Here is a 22,195-nt window from a genome sequence, read left to right as displayed (position 1 = left end):
AGGCTTAAGATAGCTCCTAAAGCAGAATCGTGAACACGCTTGCGATTACAAGCATAAGCGGATACCACGCATACATAAGCCAGCGGAATTGCTTAGTTTGCTTAGGACCGTCGCCATACGGACTGCGATAGTGCAGCACAGCCACGCCAACGCCTGGCGCCAAAAGCGACATAGCGCCAAACGCGCCTGCAATCAGCTCCATGCGAATCTCGTGGTTTTCTAGGAACCTAAAAATCAGAACAAATCCTAAAAGTAAAGCTCCGCCCCAAAAAATATTCTGCCTAAAGCCGACTTTGCCGAAAAGATTCCACAATATTCCTGCAACCAAAATCACTGCGATTGACGCCACTTTTTGAGCGCCCTTAAAACGCGCGCGAACCATGTCGATTCCCGAAAGCACAAAAAGCGCAATAACAAGCCCAAACACTGGGTTTTGCGAGCGCATATCGAAAGCGCAACCAAAGGTTGTAAAGTCGTACGGAACCTCGCAAACAAGAGCCAACACAAGCAGACGAAGCGTGTAAAGGTTGAGGTTATGCGTGTTTTGATATCCGCGAACAAGCAGCCACGCGTACCACGGCAGAGCCGACCAGCTTACAACTTCGCACACTACGGCAGCCGTGAGGCTCCACATGTTGGAGTTGGAAAGACCGCCAAAAAGGTGCGGAATCACGGTTGTGCCGAACGCGCTGAGCATCATCATTACAGCGCCGAGCAGCTTGAACTTTTTGAGCGTAATCCCCATTTTTATGTTCTTGTCTGCGCGGATCTTTGGTTTTAGCGCGTCCATAATTCACCTCTTGCTCGCACGTGTGGCGTTTAGTGCGTATAACGTTGAGCGCGTATAAGCTTTTGCCGTCATTGCAACGTCATTTATAACAGCATTGACAACAGCGTTGACAACGTCATTGACATCATTGCAATTGTATCAAACCCTAACTTAAATCTATGTGGCACGTTTGCGCGACATATTTTCCGCACTTTGTACGTGATTTAGGCCAAATTTGGTACAAAGTGCGTCAATTGGTTCCGCTTTTTGTACGTGATTTGGGTCAAATTTGGTACAAAACCCGTCACATCGCTCGCGCGACAACAAACGATGAAACGGATTATAAAACAAACAGGGCAAAGGACTGCGCGCCGAGTTTAAGCGCGGAAGAATCGCAAGCAACCGCCCCAATCGAAAGTCGCGGCTGCAAAATCGCCTCTGGCGTAAGCCCTGCAAGCGCACTAAGCGCAATCGTCTCCTCGTTTAATCCAGGATTCATAACAACAATGATTCGTTCTGTAGAGGATTCGCCATCCGACTCATCCGACACAACCGCACATCGCTCGTACGCAAAACTGCGACCATCCACAGGCGCGTGCAACACTCGCCAAGCGGCATCCGCGCGCAACGCCGCGCACTCGTAACGCAAAGAAATCAGCGCGCGCACCCAGTTAAGCAGCGAATCGCCATTCTGCTCCTGCCCCAAAACCGTTGGAATCTCGCCACTTTCTACCGCTTGTTTGCGAGAATTTGCGCAAGTCCTTCCATCCGCGCGCGCCTCAACAGGCAGGTACAACTTCGACTTTGCGGCCGTGGAGAATCCAAAATTCTTAGAATCATCCCACTGCATTGGCGTACGCGTGCCTGTGCGCGCATAACCGCCCTCTTTTGTAGGAATGTCGCGGTATTTCATGCCAATTTCGTCGCCGTAATACACAAACGGCACGCCTGGCATTGTAAGAATCATGCCAAACGCAATCCGCCTTTCGCGCTCGCTTAATCGCGGAGCCAGGCGCGGAGTATCGTGATTGCACGTTATAAAGCTAAAATAACCCTCGTTGCAAGTGGCCTCATACTGTGGGCAATAATCGTCTAAAAATGGGCAAATACTGCCACCGCCGCGCGCATTAAAGTAGCTGTGGTCGTGCTCGGGATTGCTGTCTAGCGCATTATCCACATCGCGAGCCAAGCGCGCGTAACCGTTAGGATTCCCATCCCAGCGCCAATTCAAATAGAAGTCCATGTCGAATCCAGCAGCCAGCGCCTGACGCGGCCTGCCCCACTCCGAAACGAAAGCAGCCTGCGGATACTCGGCCTTTACAGCACCCAGCATCTCTTGCCATGCGCGAATCGTGTTGTCTTTGCCAAGGCTTCCCTCGCCATTGTTGTCGTCGTTTTTTACAAGCGAATCCGCCATGTCTACGCGGAATCCGTCCGCACCGAGCGCAAGCCAGAATCGCATAACATCAACCATCGCGGCACGCGTTTGCGCAGCCTCATTAGAATCTGGCGCGGATTGCCACGCGCGATCCCTATGCGCAAAGCCGTAATTTAGCGCTGGCTGGCATTTGAAGAAGTTAAGAATATACGTGGCATCTCGCTCGCTTTCTCCGCCAATAAACGGCATGGAATAGCCGCTAAACGCGCTGTCTGTCCAAATATATCGCTTGCTAAACTCGTTTTCTTGCGCGCGCGAGCTTTGCTTAAACCACTCGTGCTCTTCGCTTGTGTGCCCTGGAACAAGGTCTAGCAGAATGTGCATTCCGCGATTGTGCGCTTCGCTAAAAAGACGTTGCAAATCCTCGTTTGTGCCGTAGCGCGCTGCCACTTTTTTGTAGTCGCGCACGTCGTAGCCTGCATCCTTAAATGGCGAATCGTAGCAAGGATTTAACCAGATTGCGTTGCAGCCAAGTGATTTTACGTAGTCGAGTTTTTCGATTATGCCTGGAATATCGCCGATTCCGTCGCCGTTTGAATCGTAGAAGCTTTGTGGGTAGATTTCGTAGAATACGGCGTCGCGCAGCCATTGCGCATGTTCGTTTTGCATGTTTCCCCCGTTTTGTTGGTTTTGTTGGCGTTACTTATCTTTTATTTTACTATTAACATTCTTGCTTTTGTTTCCGCATTTTGTACCACATTTGACCTAAATCACGTACATTCTCGGGCGCGACGACCTGCCTGAGCGCTTAAAGCGTAGCGCGCGAAGGCAGGTTGTCGTTCGCGCAGATTAGCTGCGCTCACGTCTTCGCCGCCGTAGAAGCACACCGTGCTTCTACGCTAAGCGGCTCAGCGCTCCGAATTACCTTTTCGCGCTACGCTCTAAGCGAAAAGGTAGGTCGGAGCGCATTCAAAATAAAATTCCGATAAATTTACTGATTTACAGAATAAAATACAACTTCTTATCAAGAATAACCGACTTTAACGGAAATTTTTCTAATAGCGCGCAACATGATTTGCCAACTACAATATATACGTGTATACTACACATTGCTTATAAACAGATTTCAACAACAAATGTGACGCTGCAAAAACGCAGCAAAACGTCAAAGTTGCGCCACATGAAATTTGTTACTATGCCACCAAAGAACATGCCAAGCTGGCATGATATAGGAGGTCAAGGATGACGAATATGAAGAAAGTGCTGGGCGCAGGCCTCGCAATCGCCACTATGTTTGGATTTGCTGCATGCGGTTCTAGCACCAATGCTGGCTCCAGCAGCAAGTCGAACCCAGTAAAGCTCACCGTATGGTCTTCTTCCGAAGATCAGAAGGCTGGCGGCTGGATTCAGGCTATGGAGAAAGCCTTCCAGAAGGATCACCCAGAAGTTACTTTTAAGAACGCTGTTGTTGCACCACCAGATGCTGCTAAGACAGTTAAGCAAGATGCTAAGGCTGCTGCCGATGTTTATCTGTTCCCTAACGATCAGCTCGGCGACTTGGTAAAGGCAAACGCAATTGGCGAGTTGAGCGATGACGCTGCAAAGCAGGTTAAGGAAGACAACGATGAGACCATCATCCAGTCTGTAACCGCTCAAGATGGCAAGCTTTATGGCGTTCCATACATGGGCAACACTTGGTTCATGTACTACGATAAGTCCAAGTTCTCCGACGAAGACGTTAAGTCCCTCGATAAGATGCTCGAAAAGGGCAAGGTTGCTTTCGACATTAGCAACGCTTGGTACCTTCCAGGCTTCTACCTTGATGGCAACATGACCCTCTTCGGTGAGAAGAGCAACGATGGCAAGGCTGGCATCAAGATTGGTGACAAGGCTGCCGAAATCACTAAGTATGTTGCAAAGCTCATTCAGAACAAGAACTTTGTAATGGATGGCGATGGCGCTGGCTTGTCTGGCATTAAGAACCACACTGTTGACGCTTACTTCTCTGGCTCTTGGGATGCTGGCGACGTAAAGAAGGCTTTGGGCGACAACTACGCTGCTGCTCAGCTTCCAAAGTTTAAGTCCGAAGACGGCGAGCACCAGATGAAGTCCTTCGCTGGCTCTAAGGCTGTTGCTTACAACCCTAACTCCAAGGCTCCAGAGATGGCCGCTAAGTTCGCTGCATTCCTCGGTTCTAAGGAATCCCAGGAGCAGATGTACAAGCTTCACGGCGACATCCCAGTTGCTAAGGCTTTGAGCGATCTCGTTAAGGATAACCCAGCCGCTGTTGCTCAGATGAACACCATTGCTAAGACTTCTGTCTTGCAGCCAACCGTTCCAGAAATGGGTGCCTTCTGGGATCCAATGAAGACCTTCGGTACTGCATTGGCCAACAAGGAAGTCAACGACGGCAACGCCGCTGCAAAGATTGCAGACTTCCAGAAGGGCTTTGAGGAAGCTCTTAAGAAGTAAGTATTAACTTACAAACTATTTTCTAAATATTATTTTCTTTTACAAGAATTTAAATTTAGAAAAACACGGCAAGGACGCCCCGCTCCCCTAAGAATAGTAAATCGGGGCGGGGCGTTCTTTGCTTGTATAAGCCCCACAATTTTACGGAAAGGCATGTCATGACTGGCACGACATCCACCAAGCGAGGGAAGCGAAAGAAGGCACCTTCTGCCGATGAATTTGTGGCTCCTTCGCAATACTCACTACAGGAGGCTGCAAAGCACGCAGACGCACTGTCTTGGGTTTCGATAATTATCTTCGGTTTTGGTAACTTCGTTCGCAAACAGTACGTGAAAGGTCTCGTATTTCTTCTATGCGAGGCTGGAGTTCTTGCCTTCTTGGCCACAACTGGCGCGGAATATTTACCAAAATTCGGTACTCTCGGCACTAGAAAGCAAGGCAGAGTAAAGATTAACGGCTTCTGGCACTACGTTGCTGGAGATAATTCTGTTGAGATTTTGCTGTACGGCGTTATGAGCATTGCAGCAATTATTGTTTTAGTTTATTTGGCTACTTTATCTTTGCGCAGCGCATACAAGGCTCAATCCTTTGTAAAGCGCGGAGAAAAGCCTATCACCTTTGTTAAAGATGTTGAATCTTTGCTCGACCGCCACGCGCACGTTGGTTTTATGACTCTTCCAACCGCTGGAATTGTTCTGTTTACGGTATTGCCATTAGCGTTCATGATTTCAATGGCGTTTACAAACTACGACCGTGACCACACACTTCTTTTCCACTGGGTTGGCTTAAACAACTTTGTTAAGATTCTTGGAAACACAACTGGAACCATTAATGCTGGAATCTTCTTCGATGTTTTGATTTGGACCCTTGTTTGGGCCTTCTTCGCTACATTCTTGAACTTCTTCTTCGGCATGTTTATGGCAATGATTATTAACAGGCGCACCACTCGTCTTAAGAGCTTGTGGCGCATCTGCTTCTCGCTTACAATCGCAGTTCCACAGTTTGTGTCTTTGCTCGTTATGCACAGCATGCTGCAAAGAGATGGCGCTATCAACCGTCTTCTCATCTCTTCTGGCTGGATTCATTCTCCACTACCATTCTTCCAGGATGCAACTTGGGCAAGGGTTACCGTTATTCTCATCAACCTTTGGGTCGGTATTCCTTACACAATCATGCAAATCACTGGTATTTTGCAAAATGTTCCAGCAGAACTTTATGAGGCTGCAGAACTTGACGGTGCAAGCTGGTGGCAGCGCTTTATGAACGTTACTATGCCATACATCTTCTTTGTTATGACTCCATACTTAATTACAACGTTCACTGGCAATGTTAACAACTTCAACGTTATTTACCTCTTGTCTGGCGGCGAGCCAACACCAATCGGCTCTTCGGCAGGTAAGACTGATTTGCTCATCACATGGCTGTACAAGCTTACGGTTGATAAAGATAACTACAGCATGGGCGCGGTAATCGGCATTATGACATTCATTGTGCTTGCGATTGTTGCTTTGATAACATACCGCAACTCTGGCTCCTACAAGAATGAGGAGGGATTCCGGTGAGTAATAAGAAGGATCTTATGCAAAGCGAACAAACTGTGCATAGCACACGCAGCGTTCCATTCTGGCGCGATCAGCGCGTGCGCCGCATAATCGGAGATATCATCACTCATATCTTCCTGATTATTATGTCTATTATTTGGCTCGCGCCAATCGTATGGGTGTTCTTGGAAAGCTTTAACCAAAACACCGCTCCATACCAGACAACATTCTTCCCAACCAAGTACACGTTTAACAACTACATTCAGCTGTTTACTGAGCGAGAAGTTCTTGACTTCCCACGCATGTTCTTAAACACCTTGATTGTGTCTATTTTCGTGTGCATTATCTCTCTGTTCTTCGTGCTTGTAGTAGCGTTCTGCATGTCTCGCTTGCGTTTCCGCGGTCGTAAGACATTTATGAACATTGCTTTGATTCTTGGCATGTTCCCAGGCATCATGGCAGTTATTGCTATCTACTTCATTTTGAAGGCTTTTGGATTAACGAATGGCTCTGTTGTTCTTATTTCCCTGATTATCGTTTACTCTGCTGGTAGCGGCATGGGCTTCTACGTTATGAAGGGTTATATGGATACGATTCCAAAGTCTTTGGACGAGGCCGCCTACTTGGATGGCTGCACAACTTGGCAAGTATTCTATAAGATTATTCTTCCAATATGCAAGCCTATGATTGTGTTCCAGGCTATTGTTAGCTTCTTGGGTCCATGGCTTGACTTCGTTCTTGTTAAGACGATTGCTCGTACTCAAGATAATTACACTGTGGCTTTGGGCTTGTACCAAATGTTGCAGAGAGAATACATTAATCACTGGTTCGCACGATTCTCCGCTGGAGCTGTGTGCGTTTCCATTCCAATCGCAATCCTGTTCATTGTTATGCAACGATTCTACGAAGAATCGATGTCTGGCTCTGTTAAGGGATAGTAAGCTCTGCATTAATTGTAAAGTTTGGTGAAATATGAGGGCCGAGCGTTAAAAGCGTTTCGGCCTTCGTATTTTATGCTAAATAATTTAATAAAATACAAAAGGATATATTCATGACGTTCCCACCTTCAACACAATGGCCAGTTTATTCGGGGCAGCTCGGATTCTCGCTTAACGAAAAATCGACCACTTTTACGCTTTGGGCGCCAACAGCATCGTGCGTAACACTGCGACTTTTTGAAACAGGAAACAACAGTGAACCTTTCAAAACACGCGATTTGAAGCCATTGCGCGACGGAGCATGGAGAACGTCAATATTGCAAAGGCTAGATGGCGTTTACTACGACTTTCTTGTTACTTTTGCAGACGGAAAAGTGAATCGCACAAGCGACCCATGGGGCATTGCTAGCGGCGTAAATGGCGAGCGCAGCCTTGTTATTGACGAGGATCGCGTGGCTCCTGCAGGCTGGCACAAAGACAAATCGCCAGAATTTGTGCGCCATGCAACTGTTGTGTGGGAGATGCACGTTGAAGACTTTAGCAGCAATAAAAATGGCGGATTTAAGCCAGAACACCGCGGTCAGTATCTTGCTTTTACAGATTCGCATACAACTTTAGATGGCGACGAGCACTTCCCTACTGGAATCGACTATCTTAAAAAACTTGGCGTAACTCACGTTCAACTAATGCCAATCTACGATTTTGCAACTGTTGATGAGGTTGCGATTAAAGCCGCGCGCGAAGACGGCGAGAACGTGGATTCGCTTTACAATTGGGGCTACGACCCTCACGCGTACAACGTGCCAGAAGGCGCATACTCCAGCAACCCGTACGACGGCACGGCAAGAATCCGCGAATGCAAGGCAATGATTGGCGCTTTGCACAAGAATGGCATGCGCGTAGTGATGGATGTCGTTTATAATCACATGTTTGAAGCAGCATCGAATGCGTTTGAAAGCGTTGCTCCTGGCTATTTCTGCAGGCGCAAAGAAGACGGCGGATTTGCAAACGGATCGGGCTGCGGCAACGAAATGGCTTCCGATCATCCAATGTTTAGGCGTTTTATGATTGAGTCCATTTTGCATTGGGCGCGCTGCTACCACGTGGATGGTTTTAGGTTTGACCTTATGGGCTTAGCGGATGCGCAAACTTTGAACATGATTCGTGCCGAACTAGATAAGCTCGATGGCGGCAAAGATATTCTTATGTATGGCGAGCCGTGGGGTGCGGCTGCTGCAGCTGTAGCCGATGATTGCCCTATGGGAGATAAAGCTGGGCGCGGCTTCCTTGATTCTAGAATCGGCTGGTTTAGCGACGAGTCTAGAGACACGCTTAAGGGCAACGTTATGGATCATAGCGACCGCGGCTATGTAAACGGCAACGAGTTCTGGACGGCGGATCCTGTGCGAAACGCGTTTAATGGCTGGCGTGGTATGCCTTGTGCTGGCAAGAGTGTTGGCCAGATTGTGCAGTACGTTTCTGCTCACGACGATTTGACTTTGTGGGATAAGCTGTGTATTTCTATGCGCGATAATGCGTCTAACTGCGATTTTGACGCAAGCGATCCAAACAGCGTTGCAGACATCTTCAGCGCTAATATTCTTAGCGCTGGCATAATTTTGTGCTCTGCTGGAATGCCATTTATGCTTGGTGGCGAAGAGTTTGGCCGTACTAAGCACGGTTGCGATAACTCCTATAATCGCGGAGTTGCTATGAACCAGCTTGATTGGTCTAGAGCTAAGCGATTCCAGCCGCTTGTAGACTGGTATAGCGCACTTATAAAACTTCGCGCTAAGAATGCGGAGTTTTACGATGCTCAGCACACTCGCCTTACTGCATCCGATAATTCTGTTCTTGCGGAGCAAATCGGGAACGACTTGATTGTGTGCGCTAATCCTATGAAGGATGCTCGCGCAACAGTTGACTTGCCTGCGTCTAGTGCAAACGGCAACGAATGGAGATTCGTGCTGGATTCCAGCGAGTACTTTGATAGGTGGATCGGCAGTGCTTCTGGCAGCCGCGCGGCAATGCTTTGCGACGATAATGGCGATACGCGTGCCGTTCATATTCCACCGCGTACATTCGTTGTGTTGAGCCGCAAGCGCGCTTGATTGCTCGGGTTTTTGAGCGTAAATCGCAATTTATCCCGATTTTGTTCCCTTATTCTTGTGATTTGGAAACAAAGTCGGGATTATTTTTGGGTTTATAGTTGAATATTATATTTTCAAATACTTATCCGAATATTTGGTCGAATACTAATATTTCAAGGCAAAACCTTGTAATTTCCTTAATTGTTCCTTATAAATTGCCAAAGTGAGCGAATTATTCCTGCTGTTCTGCTAGAATCATTTTTAGACTTTATACCCCCCTTGCGTATATTCGCGATGGTGGAGAGGAGAAAGTTCAGTAACAAGACAGAGACGCAAAACGTAATAAACGGCTAGCGCTTTGATCTTACAACTTGATAATTAAACAAATATCCCCACCCCCCAAACCTAAATGATTTGAAGAATGAGGTAAATATGAACGCTAAGATTGCAGCCGCCATCTCTTTGGGAGCAAGCTCTTTGGCTCTTATTGGAAGCATAAGCATTGCAAACGCAGCAAACGCTGCCACGACTACAACCTTGACGCAAGATGTGCAAACCGCAGCAGCTCCAGTTTCTGCTGCTGCACAAGCTGGCGAAGGCTTTGACCGCGTGAGCGAACCTGTTGTTATAGACCCGCAAAACAATCAGACTCAAGGAGCTGCTGGCGCTAGCAATGATTCTGGCAATACGCAGCAAAATCAGACTCAAGGCGATTCTGGCGCTGCTGGTGGTCAAGCAGATGGTGCAGAAGGCAAAAACGCCGTACCTAATCAAGATTCTAAGGCTAATCAGCCTCAGGCCAGCCAAGACGGCACTGTCCAAGTAAACTCCGACCCTAGCGCAAGCGCACAAGGCGACTCTTCTGAGAAGAAAGAAGATCAGCAAAAAGAAAATAAGGGCTCCAAAGGCAACACTGGTGCGCAAGCTGGTGGCAAGGCTTCTACAACACCGCCTAAAGAGGCAGTAGATAAGCTTGCTGAAGCAAACAAATCTATGATTGAAGCACAAAATATATATGATTCAATAAATGAAGAAGTAACGAAAGCCAACGCAGAAGCCGATGAAGCTATCAAAAACTTAAATGCTGAATTAGAAAAGAAACCTCAATCAGTAAAGGACATAGAAAAGGCTAAGCAAGCTGTATTAGATAAAACGAAAGATCTTGAGAATGCAGAAGATAAGAATGCAGCTCAAAAAGAGCTAGATGCATCAAGACAAGATTTAGAAAGAGCAACTAAAGACGCTTCAAACGTTATGGATGGAATAATGAATGCATCTAAAAAAGTTGCTGAAGCTCAGAAAAAAATCCAAAATGCAAAATCTAAGGTTGATGAAGCAACAGGTAAAATCTCAGAAATGAGTAATACTGTTAGGGATATTCTTACAGATCTTAGAAATAAGTATCCAAATAATTTTGGCCAATACGGAACTTCAGAAGCTCCATTTACAATAGTACAAGGAAGACTCACTGCAAATCTGCAAGACTTAGGGACTGCCACTATCAACCTTAACAAGCGCAAAGAATTGCTTGCTGCAGCTGCTAAGAATGCAGAGGAAGCGCTTAGCTCTGGTCTCCCATCTGCCGACGAGCCTGATGCAAAGCAGCCACAAGAGCAGGTTCCGCCAGTGAAGAACCAGCAGAACGCTCCTGATTCTGCTCCTGCTCCAGCAGAGCCAAAACAGCAGGATCAGAATAACGTTGCTCCACAGGCTCAGAATCCAGCCCCACAAGGGAATCAACAGGCTCCGCAGGCTAAGCCACAAAATCCTGCAGAGCCAGAGAAACAAACTCCTCCAGCGCCTCCAGCGCCTCCAGCGGATACAAATCCACAGGGTCAGAAGCCAGAAAACGGCGTGAAGCCAGAAAACAACGCGCAAGATAGCAATAGCTCTTCTCAAGGAGACTTTGCAGGAAGCAACGCGCAGCAAGATGGTGGCAATTTGAGTGTTGTTCCAAGTGCGCCACAGGATGCGGCTCCTTCTGCGCCAGCTCCTGCTCCAGTTCCAAGCACTCCACAGAATGCACCACAGAACAATGATGCACCAAGTGCGCCACAGGATTCGGCTCCTTCTGCACCACAGGCTGCACCACAGGCTGCCCCTAAGCACAGTGCTGCTCCAGCAAATCAAACGGAGCCTGCGCATACCGCAAAAGCTGCAGAAAAACTCGTAAAAAACGCTACCGATAAGTCGCAAGCAACCGCAGAAATTCCTGCACGCACGCCTCGTGCTGCAGCCCCTGCAGCACCTGCATCTGCTGCTACTGCCGCTGCTCCTACAGCAAGCTCCGCAAGCGCAACAAAGAGCGAAGAGTCCAAGAACACATCTAACGATTCCGCAAAAGATGAAAATCAGAAGGAATCCGAAGACTCAAAGAGTGAAGACTCTAAGAGCGAAGACAATAACAGCGATAAGAGCGCTCAGGCAGCTGCCGCAAACAACGGTGAGCACGCTGCCGGCAATAACACAACGCTAATCGCAGCTGTTGCTGGCAGCATCACTGCTGGAATCGCAGCAATCGGCGCTGGCTGGCACTTTATGCGAATCCGCCGCAAGTAAGTAGCAACTAGCAGCAAACATGCACAAATAATCGCAAATAACAAAACCGCAGTTGGCATTTAGCTTTCTGCGGTTTTTGTTAAATACCACAAAAATCGCCAATATTGCAAACGATATCAATACTTAATATAATGGTTAGCTAGAGCGTGCCTCAATCCAGCGATGTGTTGAGAACCGCACCCTTTAGCATCGTTTGCAATCAATTCGATGCTCGTACATGTGCCACGATTAACAAAGGAGCATCATGAGCACAACAAACAATGGCACAACTAATGGCAAAACAAAGGCTGCCACAACTGTGCCCGTAGAAGAAAGCGCAGAAAGGCTTGCTCGTCCACTAGTTAAACTTGCAAAAGCATGCGGAGTCGCAACTTTCTACATAGACCAACTAGGTGACTATACGGAAATTACGGACGAAGCGCTTGTAGGCGTTCTAGACGCGCTGGGCTACCCTGCAACCACAAGCGAAAACATTGAAAACTCACTAAAACGCGTTCAAGAAAAGCGCAATAGCGAGCTGCTGCCACCAACCGTGGTGTGCTTTATTGGAGCAAAAACGATTGTTCCTATTCACTCTGAAGAAGCTACAAGTAGCCCAGAAAAAATCCATATAACGCTTACGCTAGAAGATGGGTCGGAATACGAAGAGCCTCTTAACAACTTTGAAACAAGCAAAGAAGACGGCTTAACTCTTGAGCTTCCACAAGACTTGCCAATGGGCTACCACACTCTTCTTGCAAAAGTCGAAGATAAAAATGGCAAAACTGTTGCGCACGCGCAGTCAACTTTGATTTGCGCACCAGCAAAAATACCACTTCCGCAAAGCGTTCAAGAGCGCCATCGTTGGGGATACATGACTCAGCTTTATTCCGTGCGCTCAAAGGAATCTTGGGGCGTTGGCGATTATGGCGATTTGCGCAGACTGCTTAAAGACGCAGGAAACATTGGAAAAGCAGACTTTATGCTTATAAACCCGATTCACGCATGCGCGCCAGTGGCACCTTTGGAGCCTTCGCCGTACTTGCCAGAATCGCGCAGGTTCTTAAACGTTACATACATTCGTCCGCAAGATATTCCAGAGTACGCGCAGCTTAGCGATAGCCAGCGCAAAGAGGTGGAGATTTTGCACGAGGGCGTGGAAGCGCTTAATAACAATCCAAATCCAATGGACATTAATGCCGCGTGGAACGCAAAACTTCCAGCCTTAAAGATTATTTTTAAGCAGCCTAGAAGCGCCGAGCGCGAGCAGGATTTCGCAGACTTTAAGGCGCGCTCTGGAGAAGACTTAGACGCTTTTGCTACTTGGTGCGTAGCCTTTGAAGTTTGGGGCGCTCCTTGGGGAGATAATCTTTGGTTTGATACAACCGGCAAAGGCACTCCTCAAATAGACATGCTTAGACGAGATCATGCTGATTTGCTTGAGTTCCACCGCTGGCTGCAATGGATTGCAGATGAACAAGTTGCTGCTGCTCACGCCGAAGCTAAGGCTGCGGGAATGGCGATTGGACTTATGCAAGACATGGCTGTTGGCGTGCACGGATACGGCGCAGACGTGTGGTGGAGCCCAGAGCGCTTTGCTAACGGCGTTAGTGTCGGCGCACCTCCAGACTTCTACAACCAGCAGGGTCAGGATTGGGGTCAGCCGCCATTTGATCCTAATTACTTAGACGAGACTGGCTACATTGCCTACCGAGACATGGTTCACAACGTGTTCTTGCACGCTGGCGCGGTTCGCATTGACCACGTTCTTGGGCTTTTCCGCTTGTGGTGGATTCCGCAAGGCCAGGGCGCAAAGAACGGCGCTTACGTTTACTACAATGTGGACGCAATGCTTGCAGTTCTTAGTATTGAAGCCACTCGCGCAGGCGGATTGGTGATTGGCGAAGACCTTGGCACTGTTCCAGCGTACGTTTCCAAGGTGCTTGCTTCGCACGGCATTCTTGGAACTGTTGTTGAATGGTTTACACACAATGACGAAGCCGAAAAAGCGGCTAAAAAGGCTGGAAAGAAGGAAATCATATTTGCAAATCCTTCTACATACCGCGAATACGCTTTGGCATCTGTTACTACTCACGACATGCCTCCTACAGCAGGCTATCTTGCGTTTGAGCATGTTAAGATTCGCGAAGAGCTTCACTTGCTTACCGATTCTGTAGAAAGCTTCCAAAAGGCTGCTAGTGCGGAGCGAGACGCCATGATGAAGATGCTTTTTGATGGCGGATGGATTAGCAAGGATGCTGCCGAAAACGTAGAAGACCACGTGCAAGAGATTGTAGAAGCTATGCATGCGATTATGCGCACTTCCCCATCTTTGCTTTTGCAAGTGGCACTTGTTGACGCAGTTGGCGAAAAGCGTTCGCAAAATCAGCCTGGAACCAGTACCGAGTATCCAAATTGGCGTATTCCTCTTGCAGATAAAGATGGAAACGTTGTTCACACAGGCGACGTTTTTAAGTCTCAACGAGTACTCAATATGGCCGCGATTATGCGAGGCGAAAAAAATTAACCAATAAGCGCAAATAACTGTAAAATTACCGCCAAAAAATGTAAAAAGAAAGGTTGAAAATACTTGCAAACACTTGAATTAAGAGTATAATAAATATTGATTGTTACTCATGTAGTAACTTCTTTCTCTCTCGCATAGCGCGTAGGTCGCCTGTAGACACGGCTTACGCGCTATGTTTTTGATGTCCTAAGTGAGGCGAGCATCTATGGCGATGTTCGCCTCACTGCGTATTAGCCGCAACGTACTTAGCAAACACACGCTCCAAAAGCGGCGTGTGGAGCATAATCAAAGACCCCCACCCAAGCAAAATCAACAGCGGTAATCCTTGCAAAAAATACCTTAGCGAAAGGTATACGAGCGCAAAGAACACGCAATCAAGCAAAAACATTATAAGCGTTGTGCTAGCGTAGCTAACGCCAAAAATCAGCGAATTAATAAGAGTTCTGCCAATCGAGTTTTCAAAGCGCGCTTGCAATGCAAACACCCACTGCGCAACAAGAATCCACAATATGCTAATCGCAAATTTTATTATTAAAAGCGGAGTAAGTTGCAAAAAAATCCAAGACCATATAATTACAACTAAAAGTGGCCCTAAAATAGCCCAAATAATAGTTGCCTTAACAAAATTATTCTTAAACGACTTAAAGTAGATTGCTGTTGCGTGCGCCTCGCCGCGTTCAATCCGTCTAGCTGTCTCGTGAGCGGCCGTAATAGACGCTCCAACCGTTACAAGCGGAATGCTGGTAATAATCATTAGAACAGTAAGCCAGACCGCGTCTGCAAACGATTCCATTCCTTGAGCGAACTTAGAATCGGGACTTCCAAAAGAGATCATTACAACTACTCCCACCTAACTAAGCAAACTTAAACAAATCTAAAATAACAATACACTATAAGATACGCTTAAACACAAAGATACGCTTAAACACAAATGATGGTGGCTGCAAACACTTGCAACCACCATCATGCATGCCGAGATTCGAAGGAGAAAAAACCTCAGCCCTTTACCGCACCTGCCATAACACCTTTAATTATGTACTTCTGGCAGATTAGGTAGAAGACTATTATTGGAACAATTGCCATAACCAGGCAGCCCATCATTGCACCCATTTCAACAGAGCCATAGCCGCCCTTCAAATATTGAACTGCAATAGAAACCGTCTTGTACTTGTTCAAATCCAAAGTGAGGTATGGAAGAAGGAAGTCGTTCCAAATCCACATTGTTTGCAAGATAGAAACGGATATAATTGCAGGCCTCATAATCGGCACAATAATCTGGAAGAATATGCGCGGCACAGAAGCGCCATCAATCATTGCAGACTCTTCCAACTCTTGAGGAATGCCCTTTACAACGCCCGTAAAGATGAACACAGCCAAACCTGCACCAAATCCAAGGTAGATAATCCACAAGCCCCAAGGCGTGTTCAATCCAAGCTTTGTAGTGATGTTGGAAAGCGTGAACATAACCATTTGGAATGGCACAATCATGTTGAACAAGAACAACACGTAAAGCGACTTTGCAGCCCAATTGTTTACGCGCACAATCCACCAAGCACACATAGAAGTGCAAAGCAGAATCAGAACTACAGCACCAATCGTTACAACAATTGTCCACCAGAAGCTCATCAACAAATTAGTGCGATTAACGCCAAGAACGTAGTTGTCAAAACCAATAAACGACTTTGGAGTCAACGAAAATGGCTCGCTAGCAATATACACCTTTGACTTAAAGGAGTTTATAAACACTATCGCGATTGGGAAAATCCACAGCAAACTCACTACAGCAAAAAGCGTGGTCCAAAGCGCAGGATGCTTAGTCTTCTCGTTCATGCTGCCACCTCCTTAGAAGTTGCCAACTTGTTCTGAATCAAGGCAATAACGGCAACAATAATGAAGAATATAACTGCCTTAGCCTGGCCAACACCTTCGCCATTAATTCTTCCATAGAATGTGTTGAAGATGTTCAATGCCAACATCTCCGACTTTCTAGAAGGAGCGCCATTGGTCAACGCCAAGTTCTGATCGAATAGCTTGAATCCGTTTGTAACCGTTAAGAACGTGCAAACCGTAATGGATGGCATCATAAGCGGAATCGTAATCTTAAACAGCGTTTGCATTGGGGTTGCGCCATCAACGGCAGCAGCCTCAATAACGTCTCCTGGAAGCGCTTGCAAGCCAGCAATGTAAATAATCATCATGTAGCCGATTTGCTGCCAGCATATCAAAAGAACCATGCCCCAGAAGCCGTATGTTGCAGAATACGTAATAGCGCGGCCAAAGTAGCCCAAAATACCATTAAGCACTACCTGCCAAACGTAGCCCAAAACAATGCCGCCAATCAAATTCGGCATAAAGAATACCGTACGGAATAGGTTGGAGCCTTTGAACTTTTTTGTAAGCATGTAAGCGATTGCAAATGCAATAACATTAATAACAATTGTTGTTACAACCGTAAAAGCCGTTGTAAATATTAACGAATGAAGGAAGTGTGGGTCGCGCAACGCCTTGCGATAATTGCGTATTCCAACAAACTTTCCGTCAGTAACAGTGTGGAACTTAGTAAAGCTAAGATACACGCCCATTACAAATGGCACTAAGAAACCAATTACAAATGCAGCAAACGTTGGTAGAGCGAACAACGCCCACCATTTGCGTATTGCCTTTCCACTCATATTAATCATGATTCGTCACTTTCTCCTCCTTGAGTACGCGCCTGTGCAATTCGCTGCGCTCGAACCAATACTTTTATCTTACTACATGCAACCACAATGTCAAACGTTGTCATTTTTTTGCATGTCGCCACTAAAGAAGACAAAAATCAAATGTGAAAAAAATCCCGATTTTTGGCGATTTTACGGCAAAATCTGCTATTATTGTTCGTATTGCAAACGTTTGTGTAATGAGCGCAAATAAGCATATGAAAATTCACATATGCCACGTTGCTCATATACTAGCGTTGCGCATATTTTAACAATATTAATGAAGATATTGAGTAAACATTTGCTGCGCGAATAAAGGAGTTCAAATGCCAGCTAATATTCAAGACGTGGCCGATCAGGCGCATGTATCTGTATCTACTGTTTCTAGATCTTTTACGCGCCCAGACTTGGTTTCCGCAGCAACGCGCAACAAAGTATTAGCTATTGCCGAAAAACTAAACTTTTCAATATCTAGATCCGCAGCAGCACTAAAATCTGGCAGAACACTAAGAGTTGCACTTCTTCTTAGCGACAGCATTCGGCTATGGTTTAGTGCGTCGATTATACAAGGCCTAAATCAAGTTCTTCACCCCGCAGGCTACGACCTTTCAATCTTCCAAATATCCAGCAGCCAAGAGCGCGCAGAGTTCTTTAGCATGCTGCCTACTCGCCGAAACGCGGACGCTGTAATCGTTTGCTCCTTCGACGTAAACAAGTCGGAAGTTGCTTCCCTAAAGGCCACTGGCGTGCCAGTCTTAGGTATAAACTGCTTGAATCCTATGGATTGTGATTTTGACGCAACAATTAACATAGACGACGATCAAGGCGCTAGGCTTATGGCACGTCATCTTATTGGACTGGGCCACAAAAACATTGCCTACATTCGCACAAACCGCGATATCTCACTGCATTTTAGCGTTTTGCAGCGCTACCACTCTTTTATTGACGAATGCAAAATCAACGGCATTACGCCCACGGAAATCGTTGCTCCCGAAGGATTAGACAGAATAAGCTTAATCGTCTCTTCGCTTTTAAGCAACGTAAACGTTCCCACGGCAATCGCCTGCCAAGAAGACGGAATAGCAATTCCGCTTATGTTCCAGCTTTCTAGAAGCGGATACAGCGCGCCTGGAGACGTTTCGATTATTGGTTTTGACGATAGTTTTTACGCTAGAGAAACAGGGCTTACGACTATTCGTCAAGACCCTGCAGAAATGGCAGCAGACGCAGCAAAAATAACTTTGTCTCTGATTAATGGCGATTATTTAAGCGAAGAATGCAAATATATTACCATTCCAGCACAGCTTATAGTTAGATCAAGCACAAGTCAGCTTGAAAACAATTAAGACCATTATTAGACTAAGGTCATTCTTCTAATAAAGCTATATCTAACTAAAGTCATACCTAGCTCAAGCCACAACTTACTCAAGATAATTCTCAAAATAAAAAGAGCCTCAAACCATTAGGCTTGAAGCTCTTTTACTTGTCACTAATGCACTGTGCTAATGCAATTACAAAAATGACATATATTAAATTATGAATTTAATAATCCAGTTTTAACCCAATTCTTAGGATTAATCCTGATCTTCGTGAGTCTGAGCAACTTCCTTAGCCCAATTGTCAACGAAGGCGCTCTTAACCTTATCCCACTTGCCAGTGCCTTGAGCGTACTCAAGCAAAGCGGAGCCAAGATCGTTCTTCCAGTTGTCAGATGGCATCATAGTGAAGTTCCAGCTTACAGGAGTCTTACCAGACTTAGCATCTTCAACAGCAGCAGCAGTCAAAGGATTCTCAGACTTAATATCTGCAAAGCTCTTGAACGGAGTGGTGAAGCCCATCTTCTTAGACATAGCTTCCTTGCCGTAATCAGAGGTAAGAACCCACTTCAAGAAGTCCTTGGTTGCCTTCTTGTTAGCATCCGAAGTCTTCTCGTTAATGCACCAGTAATTCTCGGAACCAGTGGCCAAGCCTTGCTTCTCTTCGCCCTTAGCACCAATGTAGATTGGGAGCATGCCAAGATCTTCGGCCTTCATGCCAGCCTTCTGCAAGTCGGTCCAAGCCCAAGTACCATTCTGATAGAACACAGCCTTGCCAAGCGAGAACTCAGAGTTTGCATCCTCGCCAGTCTTAGAGCTGAGCTGAGTTGCAGGAGTGGTGGAATCAGTAATGTAAAGATCAAAGATCTTCTTGTATCCATCAAGGAACGTGCCCTTAATCTTTGCTGGCTGCTTGGTAACCTTGTCTGCCTTGAACTCGTAGTACAGAGGAATGTTTGCAAGGTGAGTCTTAAAGCGCCAATCAGAGCTGGAATCGAAGCCAGCAGAAGTGAATGCGCCATCAACACCAAGTTCACCCTTACGAGCCTGAATGTCGTCTGCAACAGCCTTAAGCTTATCGAAGGAGTTAATCTCTTCAGCAGACTTTACCTTAGCATCCTTAAGCTCCGTGTACTTCTTTAACAAAGCCTTGTTGTAAATCAAGCCGTAAGTTTCCATTGCGTATGGAACGCCAACAACCTTGTCTCCATCCTTAAGAGCAATATCCTTGTTTTGAAGCTGCTTGTAAAGCTCGGTATCCTTAAGATCTGCAGTGTAATCCTTCCAGCTTGCGTAGCCAACAGGACCATTCACCTGGAACAGTGTAGGCGCTTCGTCGCCCTTGCTGATTTCGCTCTTAAGCGACTGCTCGTAAGTGCCAGAAGCAGCGTTCTGAACCTTTACAGGAATGCCAGTCTTCTTGGTGTATTCCTTAGCAACTTCCTTCCACTGATCAGCAGATTCTGGCTTGAAGTTAAGGAAGTATACCTTGCCCTTATCGGAAGAATCCGAAGAGCTAGAACCACATGCAGCGAGCGCACCGAATGCCATTGCTGAGCAAGCTACAAGCGCAATTGTTGACTTAATTGTACGATTCATCATCGAACCTTTCTCCTATGCCGTCGGCCTACCTTTTGGCCGCCGCACCCCTAGGTGCCCTTTCGACAATTTTTATTATGCCTCAAATGCAAAGATATTGCAAACGATAGCAGTGTTGATATTATGGCGTGTCGAATAATCTGCAACAATCACAAATCAGCAATTCCAGCGAACGATTACACGATCTCCCTTATAAGTTCCAAGAGCGCTGTAGTGAGCGGTGTCTAGTCGAAGCAAGCGCGCCTGCTGTGCATCTACACCAAGCCATCTTGTTGCTAAAATCCTAAGAATGTGCGCGTGAGCTACAATAATCACATCCTTGCCGCTTTTAAGCTTTGGTAAAACAGAGTCGATTATTTTTTGAGTACGATTAGAAACTTCTTGCAAAGATTCGCCATTAGAACGCACGACTTTTACTGTTTCGCCACTTGGAAGAACCTCTTGGCAAGAATCTTGCATAAAATCTGGAAGAGCTTTAGGGCCATCCCTCCAAACATCCCACGACTCAACGCCGCTTAGAGCGGACACATCTTTTCGAGTGCGCCCCTCTGCACAGCCGTAATCCCACTCGGCAGCATATTCTAGCGGCGTGCAATGCGTAAATCCTGCCAACTGAGCTGTTTGACGAGCACGAACAAGAGGGCTTACAAACTGGCAATCCTCGCTAAAACCGTTTGGAAAAGCCTGTCGAATCCTGGCGCCTGCGCTTATAGCTTGATTGCGGCCAACTTGCGTTAGTGGAATATCGGTGCGGCCTGTGTGCTGGCCAGATTCGCTCCAAGCAGTTTGACCATGGCGCAAAAGAACAAGTCTGCCCTCGGGAGCTCCGCCACAAGTTGCTGGAACGTCTTGAATCTCGTACGAATCCGTTGTATCTGTTGCATCCGTTGTGCACAAATCGCCATTAACTTTAATGTCAATATTGTTCAAACCGTTCAGCATACCCAACGCCGCCTTAGCACCACCATTCTTAGCTTGCGCTTGGTGCATTAACGCAAGCATTCATCAAGCGGCTTCGCTGCCAACTTGTTCACTCGTACATTTATAACACTTTTATAACACTTTTACATGTCAATTTCTAATTGGTATTTCGTTGCCATTAATATAAAAACATGACGTCAACTCAAAGCAACGCACAGAACAGCGAGCAAAATAATACGCAAAACAACGCGCAAAATGCATATGCGAATCAAACTATTCAAACGCTTCTTAATCGCAGATCTATACGCGCTTTCAAAAATGAGCCGATTGGCGAAGATATTGCAAAAACGTTGGAAGAAGCAGCACAGCGCGCAGCTTGCAGCCAGTTTTTGAACGATTGGTCTGCAATCAAAATCACTAGCAAAGATCTTAAACAAAAACTTTCCCAGCTTGGAAATCAAACTTACATAGCAACAGCGCCACTTTTGTATGTTTTTATTATTGACCAGCACAGAAATGCTGCTATAGCACGTAAAAACGGCATTGATGCAGACGGAAACGATTTTACTCTTAAAACAGGCTACAGATTCTCGCAGTCGCAAAACGACGCTGTTCTTGCACTACACGCAATGGAAACAGCCGCAGAATCGCTTGGACTCGGTTGCGTAATCCTTGGTTCAATTTTGAATAATATTCCAGATTTAATTGAACTTTTGAAGTTGCCAAAATACACGTATCCAGTTCTTGGGCTTGCAATTGGCAAGCCAGATCAAAGGCCAGAATTAAAGCCGCGCATGGACTCGAGTATACAATTCTTTGAAAATGAATACCCTAGCAGCGATAAAGTTTTGATTGAAAAACTTGCAGACTTCGACGAAAGAGTGCATAAATACTACGATTTGCGTAATGCAGATAGGCCAGTGGACGCATTCAGTGCGCAAATCGCAAAACTTGCTGTAGATTCTGGAGCTAAAAACCATAGTTGCGAATCGCAGCTTAATGCGCAAGGATTTACTTTTAAGTACTGATTTATTGATTTGCTGATTTTTAGTGTTAATTATTTAACATCAATTATTTAGCGTATACGCGGCTTATATCCGCGTTTTCTAGACTTAGGTTTGGTTGTTTCAAACCGCGAGCGCATATCGCAATACTTACGAATCGCAGGATTTGAATGCGTTAAATGCCAACTTCCACAATAATCGCATTTATAAACCCACAGCTTTGCTCCGCGTTCCGTAAAACTTTTATCCGCTGCAATAAGAGCCTGCCCTTTGTTGGCATACATTATTTTTTGAGTAGATTCACATCTGCGCGGAGTAAAGAAATACATGTAACCCATAGTATCACCGCAACAAACTGCGACGATTAGCAAACAATCATATTCCAGCAAATCAAAATAAGTTC

Annotated in this window: 16 protein-coding genes; 8 read left to right on the top strand and 8 right to left on the bottom strand. The window is 46.2% G+C overall.

Features of this window, described 5'->3' with window-relative positions:
* Positions 1-16: 16 nt before the first annotated feature.
* Positions 17-790: a TraX family protein gene (locus HXT36_RS05710; RefSeq protein WP_421778737.1), complete on the bottom strand. Its 774-nt coding sequence runs from the start codon at positions 788-790 to the stop codon at positions 17-19.
* A 319-nt stretch (positions 791-1,109) separates the two neighbouring features.
* Complete coding sequence (locus HXT36_RS05705; protein WP_421778736.1) at positions 1,110-2,816, bottom strand: alpha-amylase family glycosyl hydrolase; 1,707 nt, start codon at positions 2,814-2,816, stop codon at positions 1,110-1,112.
* A 573-nt stretch (positions 2,817-3,389) separates the two neighbouring features.
* Here HXT36_RS05705 and HXT36_RS05700 point away from each other — a divergent pair.
* The 6 genes from HXT36_RS05700 (at position 3,390) to malQ (ending at position 14,253) form a co-directional block, all read left to right on the top strand.
* A complete protein-coding gene (locus HXT36_RS05700; protein ID WP_016636333.1) occupies positions 3,390-4,619 on the top strand; it encodes an extracellular solute-binding protein in 1,230 nt (409 codons plus the stop codon).
* Positions 4,620-4,777: 158 nt separating this feature from the next.
* Positions 4,778-6,181 carry a carbohydrate ABC transporter permease gene (locus HXT36_RS05695; protein ID WP_016636334.1) on the top strand — a complete coding sequence of 468 codons (1,404 nt, stop codon included), beginning with the start codon at positions 4,778-4,780 and terminating at the stop codon, positions 6,179-6,181.
* The gene (locus HXT36_RS05690) at positions 6,178-7,098 is read left to right on the top strand and encodes a sugar ABC transporter permease (RefSeq protein WP_004131368.1); all 921 of its coding nucleotides are present in this window, start codon (positions 6,178-6,180) and stop codon (positions 7,096-7,098) included. Before HXT36_RS05695 ends, HXT36_RS05690 begins: the two co-directional genes overlap by 4 nt.
* A 113-nt stretch (positions 7,099-7,211) precedes the next feature.
* Positions 7,212-9,209, top strand: coding sequence for a type I pullulanase (gene pulA, locus HXT36_RS05685; protein ID WP_421778735.1), 1,998 nt, complete (start codon positions 7,212-7,214; stop codon positions 9,207-9,209).
* 411 nt (positions 9,210-9,620) lie between these two features.
* Positions 9,621-11,747, top strand: a complete 2,127-nt coding sequence (locus HXT36_RS05680; protein WP_421778734.1) for a hypothetical protein — start codon at positions 9,621-9,623, stop codon at positions 11,745-11,747.
* A gap of 244 nt (positions 11,748-11,991) precedes the next feature.
* A complete protein-coding gene (gene malQ, locus HXT36_RS05675) occupies positions 11,992-14,253 on the top strand; it encodes a 4-alpha-glucanotransferase (protein ID WP_421778733.1) in 2,262 nt (753 codons plus the stop codon).
* A gap of 220 nt (positions 14,254-14,473) precedes the next feature.
* Here malQ and HXT36_RS05670 read toward each other — a convergent pair whose 3' ends face one another.
* From HXT36_RS05670 to HXT36_RS05660, 3 genes are all read right to left on the bottom strand, one after another.
* A complete protein-coding gene (locus HXT36_RS05670; protein WP_410294419.1) occupies positions 14,474-15,088 on the bottom strand; it encodes a DUF624 domain-containing protein in 615 nt (204 codons plus the stop codon).
* Positions 15,089-15,249: 161 nt separating this feature from the next.
* Positions 15,250-16,083, bottom strand: a complete 834-nt coding sequence (locus tag HXT36_RS05665; protein WP_004124145.1) for a carbohydrate ABC transporter permease — start codon at positions 16,081-16,083, stop codon at positions 15,250-15,252.
* A complete protein-coding gene (locus HXT36_RS05660) occupies positions 16,080-16,934 on the bottom strand; it encodes a carbohydrate ABC transporter permease (RefSeq protein ID WP_016797399.1) in 855 nt (284 codons plus the stop codon). The genes HXT36_RS05665 and HXT36_RS05660 overlap by 4 nt, the downstream gene beginning before the upstream one ends.
* A 344-nt stretch (positions 16,935-17,278) precedes the next feature.
* On the opposite strand from HXT36_RS05660, the gene HXT36_RS05655 reads away from it, so the two are divergent.
* A complete protein-coding gene (locus HXT36_RS05655) occupies positions 17,279-18,298 on the top strand; it encodes a LacI family DNA-binding transcriptional regulator (RefSeq protein ID WP_421778732.1) in 1,020 nt (339 codons plus the stop codon).
* A 228-nt stretch (positions 18,299-18,526) separates the two neighbouring features.
* Here HXT36_RS05655 and HXT36_RS05650 read toward each other — a convergent pair whose 3' ends face one another.
* Entirely contained in the window at positions 18,527-19,870 is a 1,344-nt protein-coding gene (locus tag HXT36_RS05650) for an ABC transporter substrate-binding protein (RefSeq protein WP_016636342.1), read from the bottom strand.
* 153 nt (positions 19,871-20,023) lie between these two features.
* Positions 20,024-20,857 (bottom strand): histidine phosphatase family protein, encoded by an 834-nt coding sequence (locus HXT36_RS05645; protein WP_421778731.1) that lies wholly within the window; start codon positions 20,855-20,857, stop codon positions 20,024-20,026.
* 122 nt (positions 20,858-20,979) lie between these two features.
* On the opposite strand from HXT36_RS05645, the gene HXT36_RS05640 reads away from it, so the two are divergent.
* Positions 20,980-21,816, top strand: coding sequence for a nitroreductase family protein (locus HXT36_RS05640; RefSeq protein WP_421778730.1), 837 nt, complete (start codon positions 20,980-20,982; stop codon positions 21,814-21,816).
* 47 nt (positions 21,817-21,863) lie between these two features.
* Here HXT36_RS05640 and HXT36_RS05635 read toward each other — a convergent pair whose 3' ends face one another.
* On the bottom strand, positions 21,864-22,130 hold the full coding sequence (locus tag HXT36_RS05635) for a hypothetical protein (RefSeq protein ID WP_016797389.1): 267 nt from the start codon (positions 22,128-22,130) through the stop codon (positions 21,864-21,866).
* Between the last annotated feature and the right edge of the window lie 65 nt (positions 22,131-22,195).

Source organism: Gardnerella sp. DNF01144, from assembly GCF_049244245.1.
GTDB classification, from domain to species: domain Bacteria; phylum Actinomycetota; class Actinomycetes; order Actinomycetales; family Bifidobacteriaceae; genus Bifidobacterium; species Bifidobacterium piotii.
The sequence above is the reverse complement of the archived record's forward strand: the minus strand, read 5'-3'. Positions and strand labels throughout refer to the sequence as shown.

Excerpts from the sequence above, each read along its gene's own strand:
- HXT36_RS05710 (WP_421778737.1), bottom strand. The coding sequence starts at position 790 with ATGGACGCGCTAAAACCAAAGATCCGCGCAGACAAGAACATAAAAATG.
- HXT36_RS05705 (WP_421778736.1), bottom strand. The coding sequence starts at position 2,816 with ATGCAAAACGAACATGCGCAATGGCTGCGCGACGCCGTATTCTACGAA.
- HXT36_RS05700 (WP_016636333.1), top strand. The coding sequence starts at position 3,390 with ATGACGAATATGAAGAAAGTGCTGGGCGCAGGCCTCGCAATCGCCACT.
- HXT36_RS05695 (WP_016636334.1), top strand. The coding sequence starts at position 4,778 with ATGACTGGCACGACATCCACCAAGCGAGGGAAGCGAAAGAAGGCACCT.
- pulA (WP_421778735.1), top strand. The coding sequence starts at position 7,212 with ATGACGTTCCCACCTTCAACACAATGGCCAGTTTATTCGGGGCAGCTC.
- HXT36_RS05680 (WP_421778734.1), top strand. The coding sequence starts at position 9,621 with ATGAACGCTAAGATTGCAGCCGCCATCTCTTTGGGAGCAAGCTCTTTG.
- malQ (WP_421778733.1), top strand. The coding sequence starts at position 11,992 with ATGAGCACAACAAACAATGGCACAACTAATGGCAAAACAAAGGCTGCC.
- HXT36_RS05670 (WP_410294419.1), bottom strand. The coding sequence starts at position 15,088 with ATGATCTCTTTTGGAAGTCCCGATTCTAAGTTCGCTCAAGGAATGGAA.
- HXT36_RS05665 (WP_004124145.1), bottom strand. The coding sequence starts at position 16,083 with ATGAACGAGAAGACTAAGCATCCTGCGCTTTGGACCACGCTTTTTGCT.
- HXT36_RS05660 (WP_016797399.1), bottom strand. The coding sequence starts at position 16,934 with ATGATTAATATGAGTGGAAAGGCAATACGCAAATGGTGGGCGTTGTTC.
- HXT36_RS05655 (WP_421778732.1), top strand. The coding sequence starts at position 17,279 with ATGCCAGCTAATATTCAAGACGTGGCCGATCAGGCGCATGTATCTGTA.
- HXT36_RS05650 (WP_016636342.1), bottom strand. The coding sequence starts at position 19,870 with ATGATGAATCGTACAATTAAGTCAACAATTGCGCTTGTAGCTTGCTCA.
- HXT36_RS05645 (WP_421778731.1), bottom strand. The coding sequence starts at position 20,857 with ATGCACCAAGCGCAAGCTAAGAATGGTGGTGCTAAGGCGGCGTTGGGT.
- HXT36_RS05640 (WP_421778730.1), top strand. The coding sequence starts at position 20,980 with ATGACGTCAACTCAAAGCAACGCACAGAACAGCGAGCAAAATAATACG.
- HXT36_RS05635 (WP_016797389.1), bottom strand. The coding sequence starts at position 22,130 with ATGGGTTACATGTATTTCTTTACTCCGCGCAGATGTGAATCTACTCAA.